12 protein-coding genes are annotated in these 13,844 nt (G+C 57.8%); 2 read left to right on the top strand and 10 right to left on the bottom strand.

From position 1 onward, the window contains the following. Positions 1-319 (top strand): hypothetical protein (locus tag BM116_RS19015; RefSeq protein ID WP_217649005.1); only part of this gene is annotated, 319 nt, incomplete at its 5' end. A 3-nt stretch (positions 320-322) separates the two neighbouring features. On the opposite strand, the gene sucD is transcribed toward BM116_RS19015, so the two are convergent. The 9 genes from sucD to sdhC form a co-directional block, all read right to left on the bottom strand. Then, on the bottom strand, positions 323-1,204 hold the full coding sequence (gene sucD, locus BM116_RS18025; protein ID WP_083729190.1) for a succinate--CoA ligase subunit alpha: 882 nt from the start codon (positions 1,202-1,204) through the stop codon (positions 323-325). Then, a complete protein-coding gene (gene sucC, locus BM116_RS18020; RefSeq protein ID WP_083729188.1) occupies positions 1,204-2,370 on the bottom strand; it encodes an ADP-forming succinate--CoA ligase subunit beta in 1,167 nt (388 codons plus the stop codon). The genes sucD and sucC overlap by 1 nt, the downstream gene beginning before the upstream one ends. 293 nt (positions 2,371-2,663) lie before the next feature. After that, positions 2,664-4,100, bottom strand: coding sequence for a dihydrolipoyl dehydrogenase (gene lpdA / locus BM116_RS18015; protein WP_083729186.1), 1,437 nt, complete (start codon positions 4,098-4,100; stop codon positions 2,664-2,666). Positions 4,101-4,193: 93 nt separating this feature from the next. Next, positions 4,194-5,420, bottom strand: coding sequence for a 2-oxoglutarate dehydrogenase complex dihydrolipoyllysine-residue succinyltransferase (gene odhB / locus BM116_RS18010; RefSeq protein WP_083729184.1), 1,227 nt, complete (start codon positions 5,418-5,420; stop codon positions 4,194-4,196). Between the two features lie 36 nt (positions 5,421-5,456). After that, on the bottom strand, positions 5,457-8,294 hold the full coding sequence (locus BM116_RS18005) for a 2-oxoglutarate dehydrogenase E1 component (RefSeq protein WP_083729182.1): 2,838 nt from the start codon (positions 8,292-8,294) through the stop codon (positions 5,457-5,459). Between the two features lie 310 nt (positions 8,295-8,604). Beyond that, positions 8,605-9,309: a succinate dehydrogenase iron-sulfur subunit gene (locus BM116_RS18000; RefSeq protein ID WP_083729180.1), complete on the bottom strand. Its 705-nt coding sequence runs from the start codon at positions 9,307-9,309 to the stop codon at positions 8,605-8,607. An 11-nt stretch (positions 9,310-9,320) separates the two neighbouring features. Beyond that, positions 9,321-11,093 (bottom strand): succinate dehydrogenase flavoprotein subunit, encoded by a 1,773-nt coding sequence (gene sdhA, locus BM116_RS17995; protein WP_083729178.1) that lies wholly within the window; start codon positions 11,091-11,093, stop codon positions 9,321-9,323. Continuing rightward, a complete protein-coding gene (gene sdhD / locus BM116_RS17990; RefSeq protein ID WP_083729176.1) occupies positions 11,094-11,462 on the bottom strand; it encodes a succinate dehydrogenase, hydrophobic membrane anchor protein in 369 nt (122 codons plus the stop codon). After that, entirely contained in the window at positions 11,456-11,842 is a 387-nt protein-coding gene (gene sdhC, locus BM116_RS17985; protein ID WP_090475306.1) for a succinate dehydrogenase, cytochrome b556 subunit, read from the bottom strand. The genes sdhD and sdhC overlap by 7 nt, the downstream gene beginning before the upstream one ends. A 343-nt stretch (positions 11,843-12,185) precedes the next feature. On the opposite strand from sdhC, the gene gltA reads away from it, so the two are divergent. Beyond that, entirely contained in the window at positions 12,186-13,460 is a 1,275-nt protein-coding gene (gene gltA / locus BM116_RS17980) for a citrate synthase (protein WP_083729174.1), read from the top strand. A 134-nt stretch (positions 13,461-13,594) separates the two neighbouring features. On the opposite strand, the gene BM116_RS17975 is transcribed toward gltA, so the two are convergent. Beyond that, the coding region (locus tag BM116_RS17975) for a transposase (RefSeq protein ID WP_175494058.1) at positions 13,595-13,844 on the bottom strand (250 nt) is incomplete at its 5' end.

Here is a 13,844-nt window from a genome sequence, read left to right as displayed (position 1 = left end):
ACCGTTATGCCCGATTCCGTGGACTGCGCAAGGTAATGAAACAGTGCCTGCTGGCAGCCGCCTGCCAAAACATGAAGAAGATTGCCCGCCTGCTGGCGATGCTTTTACGCCTGCAATCCGGGATAAGGCGCGGCACTTGGCTGCGAGGCTGGAAATGGAGCTGCTCGGACGGTTTTTAGCGGTTAGCAGGCTAAATTACCCGACACCTGCAAAATCATTACAAACACCCCAGAAAAACGAAACCCCGCGAAAACGCGGGGTTCGTCAGCAGTCTGAAACCCCGCCAAGGCGGGGTTTTGTCAACACGATGGTTAGGTGAAGCTTACTTCATTTCCCAACCAGTCAGTTCTGCCAGCGCAGCGCCGATTTCGGCCAGCGAGCGAACAGTCTTAACGCCGGCATCTTCCAGAGCAGCAAACTTCTCGTCTGCAGTGCCCTTACCACCGGAGATGATCGCACCAGCGTGACCCATACGCTTGCCTGCCGGAGCAGTAACACCAGCGATGTAGGAAACAACCGGCTTGGTGACGTTGGCCTTGATGAACGCTGCAGCTTCTTCTTCAGCGCTACCGCCGATCTCACCGATCATAACGATCGCTTCGGTCTTCGGGTCGTCCTGGAACATTTTCAGGATGTCGATGAAGTTGGAGCCCGGGATCGGGTCACCACCGATACCAACGCATGTGGACTGACCGAAACCAGCATCAGTGGTCTGCTTGACCGCTTCATAGGTCAGAGTACCGGAGCGGGAAACGATGCCGACTTTACCCGGGAGGTGAATGTGACCGGGCATGATGCCGATCTTGCACTCGCCGGGAGTGATAACACCCGGGCAGTTCGGGCCGATCAGGCGAACGCCCAGCTCGTCACACTTGACCTTGGCATCCAGCATGTCGAGAGTCGGGATACCTTCGGTGATGCAGACGATCAGCTTGATGCCGCCGTTGGCTGCTTCCAGGATGGAATCCTTACAGAACGGAGCCGGAACGTAGATTACGCTGGCTTCGGCGCCAGTGGCTTCAACAGCTTCAGCAACAGTGTTGAAAACCGGCAGGCCCAGGTGAGTAGTGCCACCTTTGCCCGGAGTAACGCCACCAACCATTTTGGTGCCGTAGGCAATCGCTTGCTCGGAGTGGAAAGTGCCCTGCGAGCCAGTGAAGCCCTGACAGATTACCTTGGTTTCTTTGTTGATCAGGATGCTCATTATTTACCCTCCGCGGCCTTGACGACTTGCTGGGCAGCGTCGGTCAGACTGGTTGCAGCGATGATGTTCAGGCCACTCTCGGCCAGTACCTTGGCGCCGAGATCGGCGTTGTTGCCTTCCAGACGGACAACAACCGGTACTTTAACGCCAACTTCTTTAACGGCGCCGATGATGCCTTCAGCAATCATGTCGCAGCGTACGATACCGCCGAAGATGTTAACCAGAACAGCTTGTACGTTGGAGTCGGACAGAATGATCTTGAACGCTTCGGTAACGCGCTCTTTGGTCGCGCCGCCGCCTACGTCCAGGAAGTTGGCCGGCTTGCCGCCGTGCAGGTTAACGATGTCCATGGTACCCATGGCCAGACCGGCACCGTTGACCATGCAGCCGATGTTGCCTTCCAGAGCAACGTAGTTCAGTTCGAACTTGGCAGCGTGGGCTTCACGCGGATCGTCCTGAGACGGATCGTGCATGGCGCGCAGTTTGGGCTGACGGTACATGGCGTTGCCGTCGATGTTGATCTTGGCATCCAGGCAGTGCAGGTTGCCGTCTTCTTTGATGACCAGCGGGTTGATTTCCAGCAGCGCCAGGTCGTAGTCGGCAAACAGTTTGCCCAGGCCTACGAAGATGTTGGTGAACTGCTTGATCTGGTCGCCTTCCAGGCCCAGCTTGAACGCCAGCTCACGGCCTTGGTAAGGCTGCGGGCCGACCAGCGGGTCGATGGTGGCTTTCAGAATTTTCTCGGGAGTTTCTTCCGCGACTTTCTCGATCTCGACACCACCTTCGGTGGATGCCATGAACACGATGCGACGGGTAGAACGATCAACTACAGCGCCCAGGTACAGTTCCTTGGCGATGTCGGTGCACGACTCAACCAGGATCTTGCTGACCGGCTGACCATTGGCGTCAGTCTGGTAAGTGACCAGACGTTGACCCAGCCACTGCTCGGCGAAGGCTTTTGCATCTTCCTTGCTCTTGACCAGCTTGACACCGCCAGCCTTACCACGGCCACCAGCGTGAACCTGAGCCTTGACGACCCACATGTCGCCGCCAATCTTTTCACAGGCCTCGGCTGCTTCTTCCGGAGTGTCTACAGCAAAACCCTTGGAGACAGGAAGGCCGTACTCAGCGAACAGCTGCTTCCCCTGATATTCGTGAAGATTCATGCGTTTCTACCGTTTTGATCGTGTAGGAATTACTTTCTAGCCGCCACTCTGCGAGTTGCCGCCACCGTTGCCGCCTGCCGCAAGCCTGTCAGCCCGAACATGGTAAACACTGCGCGTTATCGCGGGGTTACATTTTGTAATTACCCTGCATGCGCAATACGTTCGGATTAACCCGCTGCAGCCAGCTGGCTGACCACCTCGTTGTGGCCTGACCGATTGCTCGGCCAAAGTTGTTCTTGCTACAGCAGACCCGGCAGTCACTGCTGCGACCACCGGGTCATCGGGACGCTATCTTAACGCTTCTTGCGGTTAGCGACATGGATTGCGTGACCATTTACGGCCAGCGCAGCTTCATGCATTGCCTCGGACAGCGTCGGGTGCGAGAAGACCATCATGCCCAGGTCTTCGGCACTGGTACCGAATTCCATGGCAATGGCGCCCTGCTGCACCAGTTCGGCAGCGCTCGGACCAATGACGTGTACGCCCAGAACGCGGTCGGTCTTGGCATCGGCAATCATCTTGACGAAACCACCGGTGTCGTTGGCAGCCATGGCGCGGCCACTGGCAGCAAACGGGAACACGCCCACGTTGAACTCAACCCCTTCGGCCTTGAGCTGCTTCTCGTTCTTGCCGACCCACGCAATTTCCGGGTGGGTGTAGATAACAGACGGAATCAGGTCGTAGTTCATGGCGGCCTTGTGGCCAGCAATGCGCTCGGCAACCATCACGCCCTCTTCCGAGGATTTGTGGGCCAGCATCGGACCGCGAACCATGTCACCTACAGCATAGACGCCCGGCACGCTGGTAGCGCAGTAGTCGTCAACGTAAACCATGCCGCGCTCATCCAGATCCACACCGCAATCGGATGCCAGCAGGTTCTCGGTGTAAGGACGACGGCCAACGGCAACAATCAGCTTGTCAAAGGTCAGCTGCTGCTCGCCTTCGCTGTCAGTGAAAGAAACAGTGACCTGCTTGCGCTTGATCTCGGTGCCGGTTACACGGGCACCCAGACGGACCTGCAGGCCCTGCTTGGTGAAGGTCTTCAGGGCTTCTTTGGCCACTTGCTCGTCAGCCAGACTCAGGAAAGAGTCGAGTGCTTCGAAGACAACAACCTCAGCACCCAGACGGCGCCAGACAGAACCCAGCTCCAGACCGATAACGCCAGCGCCGATAACGCCCAGCTTCTTCGGTACAGAGGAGAATTCCAGAGCACCGGTGGAGTCGACGATGATGTCGTCGGTCAGCGGCGCTGGCGGAATGTTGATCGGCACGGAGCCAGAAGCCAGGATGACGTTTTCTGCGTCGATAACGGTGACGTTGCCGTCCGGCGCAGTCACTTCGACCTTCTTGCCAGCCAGCAGCTTACCGTGGCCTTCAATGCTGGTAACGCCGTTAGCCTTGAACAGCGCAGCAACGCCGCCGGTCAGTTGCTTGACGATCTTGTCCTTGCGCTCAACCATAGCCGGCACGTCCATGTTGACGCCCTTGACGTCGATACCATGGACCTTGAAGCCGTCTTTGGCCTCGTGGTACTTCCAGCTGCTGTCCAGCAGTGCCTTGGACGGGATACAGCCAACGTTCAGGCAAGTGCCGCCCAGGGCCTGCTTGCCATCCTTGCCAACGTATTTTTCGATACAGGCCGTTTTCAGGCCGAGTTGTGCGGCGCGGATAGCGGCAACATAGCCGCCGGGGCCCGCACCGATGACTACCACATCGTATTTCTGACTCATGAGCAAATCCTCTGTTGGCAGCAGTATTCAAAAAGGCGCCCGGCAGCACCTGTGCCGGGCGATTAATCTGCTGCTGAAAACCCGTGTTATCGATCAGACGTCCAGCAACAGACGCGCCGGGTCTTCCAGCAAATCCTTGATCGCAACCAGGAAGCTCACCGCTTCCTTACCGTCGATCAGGCGGTGATCATAGGACAGCGCCAGGTACATCATCGGCAGGATGACAACCTGACCGTCAACGGCCATCGGACGGTCCTGGATCTTGTGCATGCCCAGAATAGCGGCCTGGGGCGGGTTGACGATCGGGGTAGAAACCAGTGAACCGAAGACACCACCGTTGGAGATGGTGAAAGTACCACCCGTCATCTCTTCCATGGTCAGCTTGCCGTCACGCGCCTTGCGGCCGTAGTCGGCGATAGTGCCTTCGATGTCAGCCAGGCCCATGTGCTCGGTGTTGCGCAGAATCGGCACAACCAGACCGCGGTCGCTGGACACGGCTACGCCGATATCCTGATAACCGTGGTAAACCACGTCGTTGCCGTCGATCGAGGCATTGACTGCCGGGTAGCGCTTGAGTGCTTCGGTCGCTGCTTTGACGAAGAAGGACATGAAGCCCAGGCGAACGCCGTTGTGCTTCTTCTCGAACAGGTCCTTGTACTTCTTGCGCAGGTCCATGACCGGCTTCATGTTGACCTCGTTAAAGGTGGTCAGCATGGCCATGCTCGATTGCGCATCAACCAGACGTTCGGCGATACGGGCACGCAGACGGGTCATGGGGACGCGCTTCTCGATACGATCACCCTCGCCCAGTGCAACAGCGGCAGCCGGAGCAGCAGCGGCAGGCTTGGCAGCCGGAGCAGCAGGCGCGTTCTTCTTGGCCTCGATGGCGTTCAGAACGTCTTCCTTGGTGACGCGACCACCTTTACCGGTGCCCGCGATGTCGGCGGCAGCCAGACCGTTTTCTTCGGCCAGCTTGCGTGCAGCCGGAGACAGCAGCGGCTCTTCGCCACTGGCCTGCTCGGCAGCCGGAGCAGCTTCAGCCTTGGGCTCTTCTTTCTTGGCAGCAGGCGCAGAGGCCGCTTCACCGTCTTTCAGTACGCCCAGTACCTCACCGCTCAGTACGGTGTCGCCTTCGGCTTTGGCGATGTCACCCATGACACCGTCAGCTTCGGCAAGAACTTCCATCACAACCTTGTCGGTTTCGATATCTACCAGCAGTTCGTCGCGTTTTACCGCGTCGCCCGGCTGCTTGTGCCAAGTGGCAACAGTACCGTCGGCAACCGACTCGGGAAATGTAGGGGCTTTGATTTCGATAGCCATTGTCGATCCTTATTAATCTCTGTTGTCTGGCTGCGCTCAGACGGTAAAGGCGTCTTGCAGGAGTTTTTCCTGCTGTTCCGCGTGCATGGAAGGATGTCCACAAGCCGGTGCGGCGGAAGCCTCCCGTCCAGCGTAGTCCAGATACAGATTCTTGGTCTTGTGCTGGGAAAGCACACGGCGCATGTGGTGCTGGCTGCAGTACCACGCGCCCTGGTTCATCGGCTCTTCCTGACACCACACCACCTTCTTCAGGTGCTTGTAGGGCGCCAGAACCTCGGCCAGATCATCCTCAGGGAACGGATACAGCTGCTCGATACGCACAATGGCGATGTTGTCCGCTTCTTCGTTGCGGCGTTTTTCCAGCAGGTCGTAATACACCTTGCCGCTGCACATGACGACGCGATCCACTTTCTTCGGATCGATTGCATCGACCTCGGGGATCACGGTCTGGAAGGAGCCTTCGGCCAGTTCTTCCAGCGTCGAGGTAGCCAGTTTGTGGCGCAGCAGAGACTTGGGCGTCAGGGCGATCAGCGGCTTGCGCAGCGGCCGAATTACCTGGCGACGCAGCATGTGATAAACCTGCGCCGGGGTAGACGGCACGCACACTTGAATGTTGTGCTCGGCAGACAGCTGCAGGAAGCGCTCCAGACGTGCAGAGGAGTGCTCCGGGCCCTGCCCTTCGTAGCCGTGCGGCAGCAGCATGGTCAGACCGCACAGACGGCCCCACTTGTGCTCGCCACTGGTAATGAACTGATCGACTACCACCTGAGCACCGTTGAAGAAGTCACCAAACTGGGCTTCCCAGATGACCAGCGCATTCGGGGTTGTGGTGGCGTAGCCGTATTCAAAGGCCAGCACCGCTTCCTCGGAGAGCAGCGAGTCATGGATGTCGAAACGCGGCTGGTTTTCGCTCAGCTTGCGCAGCGGTACGTAGGCACGGCCGTCGTTCTGGCTGTGCAGTACGGCGTGGCGGTGCGAGAAGGTACCGCGACCCACGTCCTGACCGGTGATGCGCACGGGGTGACCTTCGTGCAGGAGCGTGGCGTAGGCCATGGTTTCGGCAAAACCCCAGTTCAGTGCAAGTGCACCGGCGGCCATCTTGCGACGGTCTTCGATGATCTTGCCGACCTGACGCTGCAGCACCAGACCATCAGGCAGATCGGTCAGCTTGTTGGCCAGTTCCTGCAGGGTTTTCAGGTCAAAGCTGGTGTCGTGACGCGCAGTCCACTTGTGGTTCAGGTAAGGCGCCCAGTCAACGAACGAGCCGGTGTCAGGCTCTTTGACCAGACTCTTGACCACGTGGTCGCCGTTATCCAGTGCGTTGCGGTACTCCTCAAAACGCTCCTGAACCTCGTCGCTGGTCAGCACGCCCTCGCCTACCAGACGCTCAGCGTAGATGTCGCGGGTGGTCGGATGCTTGGTGATCACCTCGTACATCAGCGGCTGGGTGCCGGATGGTTCGTCAGCCTCGTTGTGGCCGCGACGACGGTAGCAGACCATGTCGATGACCACGTCACGCTTGAACTGCATACGGTAGTCGACGGCCAGCTGGGTCACGAACAGCACCGCTTCCGGATCGTCGCCATTGACGTGGAAAATCGGCGCCTGAATCATCTTGGCAACATCGGTGCAGTACTCGGTAGAGCGCGCATCGTCCTGGCGGCTAGTGGTGAAGCCGACCTGGTTGTTGATGACGATGTGAATAGTGCCACCGGTCTTGTAGGCACGGGTCTGGGACATCTGGAAGGTTTCCATGACCACACCCTGACCAGCAAATGCCGCGTCACCGTGAATGCTGATCGGCAGAACCTTGTCACCGGTAGTGTCCAGACGGCGGTCCTGACGGGCGCGTACGGAACCTTCGACTACCGGAGAGACGATTTCCAGGTGAGACGGGTTAAACGCCAGTGCCAGGTGAACTTCACCACCGGAGGTCATGACGTTGGACGAGAAGCCTTGGTGGTACTTCACGTCGCCAGAGCCCATGTCGACCTTTTTCTTGCCTTCGAACTCGTCGAACAGGTCACGCGGGTTCTTGCCGAGGGTGTTGACCAGTACGTTCAGGCGACCACGGTGTGCCATGCCAAGCACAACTTCCTGGGTGCCGTAGGAGCCGGAACGCTGAATGATCTCGTCCAGCATCGGGATCAAGCTCTCGCCACCTTCAACGCCGAAGCGCTTGGTGCCTGGATACTTGGTGCCCAGATACTTCTCCAGACCTTCAGCAGCAGTCAGGCGCTCAAGCAGGTGACGCTTGGTGTCGGCGCCCAGCTGGGGCTTGCCGCGCACGCTTTCGATACGCTGCTGGAACCAGCGGCGCTGGGTGGAATCGACGATGTGCATGTACTCGATACCGAAGTTCGAGCAGTAGGTCACCTGCAGTGCGTCGAGGATTTCACGCAGAGTCGCTTCGTCCTTGCCGATCTGCAGTTCACCGGTACGGAACACGGTGTCCAGGTCAGCGTCGGTCAGGTCGTAATCGGCGAGGGTCAGATCAACGATTTCTTCGCGCTTCCAGAGCCCCAGCGGGTCAAGGTTGGAAGCTTGATGGCCACGCATCCGGAAGGCCTGGATCAGGCGCAGGACATCGATCTGTTTCTTTTCATGCTCGCTGCTGACAGCGCCACCGCTAGCGGCCTGAGGACGGCGGTTGCTCTTGGCGAGATGAAGGAAGTGATCGCGGACGGTGGAATGGGCTACGTCCGAACCGGCATGGCCGTTTACCTGGGGCAGCTTTTGGAAATAGCTGCGCCACTCTTCGGCAACGCTGTTCGGATCTTGCAGATAGAGCTCATAAAGCTCTTCAACATAGGAGGCATTCCCACCGTCGAGGTGAGAGGTACTCCACAGCTGCTGCATTACGCTGTCTGGCATGCTTGGTCACCCTCTATAAGGGGACACCACCTGGCGCTAAGACCATTAATTGGCAAGGCAAAGCCTTGTCATCCGCGCGAAACATGCTGGCGTTGATCCGGGAGCAGTGTCGCTGCCTCCGATCCTGCCGCCACCTATTCCGTTGAACGGAAAATTGCCGGCCCCGACAGATAGTTCGGGTGTTACCCGAGTGCCCCTGTTGGTTTAGGTACATACAAACCGCTGCTTTTTGAGCGTGCGGTTCGTTAAAAACTGTCCGGCTCCTTGTGCCAGGAGCCGGCTCAGGCCAACTTAATGCGTTTACAACCGATCAGGTACCGCTCTGCAGCAACATGTTGCGAATGTGGCCGATAGCGCGGGTCGGGTTAAGACCTTTGGGGCACACATTCACACAGTTCATGATGCCGCGGCAGCGGAATACGCTGAACGGGTCATCCAGAGAAGCCAGACGCTCGGAGGTCTTTTCGTCGCGGCTGTCCGCCAAAAAGCGGTAAGCCTGCAACAGACCGGCCGGGCCAATGAACTTGTCCGGGTTCCACCAGAAAGAAGGACAGGAAGTCGAGCAGCATGCACAGAGAATACACTCGTACAGGCCATCCAGCTTCTCGCGCTCTTCAGGTGACTGCAGGCGCTCGATAGCGGGCGCCGGCGTGTCGTTTTGCAGATACGGCTGAACTTTTTCGTACTGCTTGTAGAAGATGCTCATATCTACAACCAAGTCACGAATTACCGGCAAACCAGGCAAAGGACGCAGCACCAGCTTGTTGTTTTTCACGACCGCAGACAGCGGAGTGATACAGGCCAGGCCGTTTTTGCCGTTGATGTTCATGCCGTCAGAGCCGCAAACGCCTTCACGGCAGGAACGACGGTAGGAAAAACCTACGTCCTGTTCCTTGATCAGGGCCAGCACGTCAAGAACCATGATGTCCTTGCCGTTGGTGTCGACCTGAAAGTCCTGCATGAACGGGGCGTTGTCGCTCTCCGGGTTATAACGATAAACACTTACTTGCAACATATCGATGACCCTCAGTAGGTGCGCACTTTAGGCTGGAACGTCGGAACAGTCTTGGGCGAGAAGTTAACTGCACGCTTTCTGAGTTCCTTGGTACCCGGCATGAACAGACTGTGGCATAGCCAGTTCTCGTCATCGCGATCTTCGAAATCTTCGCGAGCGTGGGCGCCGCGGCTTTCCTTGCGACCCTCGGCTGCGATGGCAGTAGCTTCGGCCACTTCCAGCAGGTTTTGCAGTTCCAGTGCTTCGATACGTGCAGTGTTGAACGCCTGGCTCTTGTCGTCGATCTTGACGGTAGCAATGCGCTCACGCAGATCAGCAAGCTGCTTGATGCCCTTCTGCATGTACTCACCGGTGCGGAATACACCGAAGTAGTTCTGCATGCAGTCCTGCAGTTCCTTACGCAGCGGTGCAACGTCTTCGCCAGTGGCGCGCTCGTTGATACCCGCCAGACGAGCCAGAGAGGCTTCGATGTCGGACTCGGAGGCACCGCGGTATTCGATGCCTTCTTTCAGTGCCGACTCCAGGTGCAGACCGGCTGCGCGGCCAAAGACAACCAGGTCAAGCAGCGAGTTGCCGCCCAGACGGTTGGCGCCGTGAACCGATACGCAGGCGATTTCGCCAACAGCGAAAAGGCCTTCGACGATCTTGTCGTTGCCTTCGGCGTCCTGGGTGATGGCCTGACCATGAATGTTGGTAGCCACACCGCCCATCATGTAGTGACAGGTCGGAACAACCGGAACCGGTGCGGTGACCGGGTCAACGTGCGCGAAAGTCTTGGACAGCTCACAGATACCCGGCAGGCGGCTGTGCAGTACTTCTTCACCCAGGTGATCCAGCTTCAGCAGTACGTGATCCTTGTTCGGACCTACGCCGTTGCCAGCCAGGATTTCCTTGACCATGGAGCGCGCAACAACGTCGCGACCGGCCAGGTCTTTCGCGTTCGGCGCATAACGCTCCATGAAACGCTCGCCCTGGGCGTTGATCAGGTAACCACCTTCACCACGGCAACCTTCGGTAACCAGTACACCAGCGCCGGCAATACCGGTCGGGTGGAACTGCCACATTTCGATGTCCTGCACCGGCACACCGGCACGCAGGGCCATGCCAACGCCGTCACCGGTGTTGATCAGGGCATTGGTAGTAGAAGCATAGATGCGACCGGCACCGCCGGTAGCCAGCACGGTAGCCTTGGCACGAATGTAGACGGTTTCGCCGGTTTCGATGCAGATGGCAATCACACCGACGATGGCGCCGTCCTGGTTTTTGACCAGATCGACTGCATACCATTCGTTCAGGAAGGTGGTGTTGTGCTTAACGTTGTTCTGATACAGCGTGTGCAGCAGCGCGTGACCGGTACGGTCGGCAGCAGCACAGGTACGGGCAGCCTGACCGCCCTCGCCGAAGTTCTTGGACTGACCACCGAACGGGCGCTGATAAATGCGACCGGTTTCGGTACGGGAGAACGGCAGCCCCATGTGCTCAAGCTCGAAGACCGCTTCCGGGCCAACGGAACACATGTACTCGATAGCGTCCTGGTCACCGATGTAGTCGGAACCCTTGACGGTGTCGTACATATGCCAGCGCCAATCGTCATTCGGATCAGCAGAAGCAATGGCACAGGTAATGCCGCCCTGGGCGGATACGGTGTGCGAGCGAGTCGGGAATACCTTGGTTACAACAGCGGTCTTGTGACCACCTTGGGCCAGCTGCAGCGCAGCGCGCATGCCGGCACCACCGCCACCAATGATGATGGCGTCAAAAGTCAGTGTGCGAATAGTAGACATTTAGTTACCCCAGAGAATCTGCACGCCCCAGACAAACAACACGAACATGACCAGACCGCAGACCGCCTGGAACAAGAAGCGGACAACGGTGGCAGACTTGCCAAGCGCCATGGGAGTCAGGTAGTCGGTAGAGATGGTCCACATCCCGACCCAGGCGTGCACACTGAGCGCCACCAGGGCAAGAATGCTGAAGATACGCATCCAGTTCTGGGCAAACAGACCTTGCCAGTCGGCGTAGGTCAGACCCGGGTTGCAGATCAGGTAACCAAGCAGAAACAGTACATAGACAGCGAGCAGTACGGCGGAGACGCGCTGCGCCATCCAGTCATACAGGCCACTGCGAGACAGGTTGGTGACATTCGTTACCATATCCACACCCCCAGAAGAACAATCACGATGGCGGAAACCACGATTACCACCTGCGAACCACGCTTACCGCTTTCCAGCCCCTCACCCACACCTGCATCCATGACCAGGTGACGTACACCGGCGATCAGGTGGTAGAGAAGCGCAGACAGAATGCCCCAGATGACCAGCTTGGCCAGGGGGTTCTGCAGGCAGCTCTTGACTTGCTCAAAACCGCTCTCGGAACTGAGAGAGGTGTCGAGCATCCAGAGCAGGATTGCGACTGCGACGAACAGGATAACGCCAGAGATGCGATGCAAAATTGACGTGTAGGCGGTTACAGGAAGCTTGATTGTCCTGAGGTCAAGGTTGACGGGTCTTTTGCTATTCACGGCTATATTCACACTCATGGCCCTGTGGACAGGGCTGGATTATAGGAAGGTGCGCCAGGGCAACCTTTAGATGGCAGGTACTTTATACTTCTGGCGAAGTTGTACAGGCCACTTTGCCGGTCAAGGATTATAGTGACTTAGCCCATTGATTACAACGGAGCAACCCGCCGGAAACGCTCTGTCTCCGAGGTAGAAAGTCTAGTTGACCAACGCCGTCTGCGTGATATTAAAACTTTCTATTAACGCAATTTCCCTTCACCATGCGCAGAATTGACAAACCGATTTATCACCTTATAGTGATGCGGGCCCTGCGTGGGGGGTCACCTTTTCGATACAGCAAAACAGGAGGCCATCAATGGCTGACAAAAAAGCGCAGTTGATCATCGAGGGCGCGGCCCCCATCGATCTGCCGGTCTACTCAGGGACCATGGGCCCCGACGTCGTGGATGTACGCGGCCTCACTGCTGAAGGCGTGTTTACCTTCGATCCCGGCTTCATGGCCACCTCGTCCTGCGAATCCAAGATCACCTACATTGATGGTGAGAAAGGCGTACTCCTGCACCGCGGCTACCCCATTGACCAGCTGGCAGAGAAGTCCGACTTCCTGGAAACCTGCTTCCTGCTGCTCAAGGGCGAGCTCCCCAGCGCAGAAGAGAAAACCAAGTTCGACAACACCATCAAGAACCACACCATGGTTCATGAGCAACTGAAGAACTTTTTCAACGGCTTCCGCCGCGATGCTCACCCGATGGCCATAATGTGTGGCGTTGTTGGCGCCCTCTCCGCCTTCTACCACGACTCGCTGGACATCAACGATCCGCACCATCGCGAAATTTCCGCGATTCGCCTGATCGCCAAGATGCCGACCCTGGCCGCCATGGTCTACAAGTACTCCATGGGCCAGCCCATGATGTACCCGCGCAACGACCTGAGCTACTCTGAAAACTTCCTGCACATGATGTTCAACACACCCTGTGAAGAGAAGAAGATCAGCCCGGTACTAGCCAAGGCGATGGACCGCATTTTCGTCCTGCACGCTGACCACGAGCAAAACGCTTCCACCTCCACCGTACGCCTGGCTGGCTCCTCTGGCGCCAACCCGTTCGCCTGTATCGCAGCCGGCATTGCCGCCCTGTGGGGGCCGGCACACGGCGGTGCAAACGAAGCCGTACTGCGCATGCTGGATGAAATCGGCGACGTCTCGAACATCGAGAAGTTTGTTGCCAAGGCCAAGGACAAGGACGATCCGTTCAAACTGATGGGCTTTGGTCACCGCGTCTACAAGAACTTCGACCCGCGCGCCAAGGTCATGAAAGAGACCTGCGACGAAGTGCTGGCCGAGCTGGGCATCAACGACCCGCAGCTGGAACTGGCCATGAAGCTCGAAGAGATCGCACGTAACGATCCCTACTTCAAAGAGCGCAACCTGTACCCGAACGTCGACTTCTACTCCGGCATCATCCTGAAGGCGATCGGCATTCCGACCGAAATGTTCACCGTTATCTTCGCAACCGGCCGCACCCCGGGCTGGATTGCACATTGGAACGAGATGATCAGCGGTCCGTACAAGATTGGCCGTCCGCGCCAGCTGTACACCGGCTCAACCCAGCGCGACTACCCCAGCAAGTAAGTCGCCCGCAGCCAATAAAAAACCCGCCTCGGCGGGTTCAGACTGCTGACGAACCCCGCGTTTTCGCGGGGTTTCGTTTTTCTGGGGTGTTTGTAATGATTTTGCAGGTGTCGGGTAATTTAGCCTGCTAACCGCTAAAAACCGTCCGAGCAGCTCCATTTCCAGCCTCGCAGCCAAGTGCCGCGTCTTATCCCGGATTGCAGGCGTAAAAGCATCGCCAGCAGGCGGGCAATCTTCTTCATGTTTTGGCAGGCGGCTGCCAGCAGGCACTGTTTCATTACCTTGCGCAGTCCACGGAATCGGGCATAACGGTGCCCGTGCAGCTCCTTGGCGTCCGCAAAGCTGCGCTCGACGGTTTCCTTGCGCCTGGCATAGATGCGCTTG

Origin of the sequence: Halopseudomonas pachastrellae (assembly GCF_900114765.1) — a bacterium.
GTDB lineage: Bacteria > Pseudomonadota > Gammaproteobacteria > Pseudomonadales > Pseudomonadaceae > Halopseudomonas > Halopseudomonas pachastrellae.
This window is presented reverse-complemented; position numbering and strand designations above follow the sequence as displayed.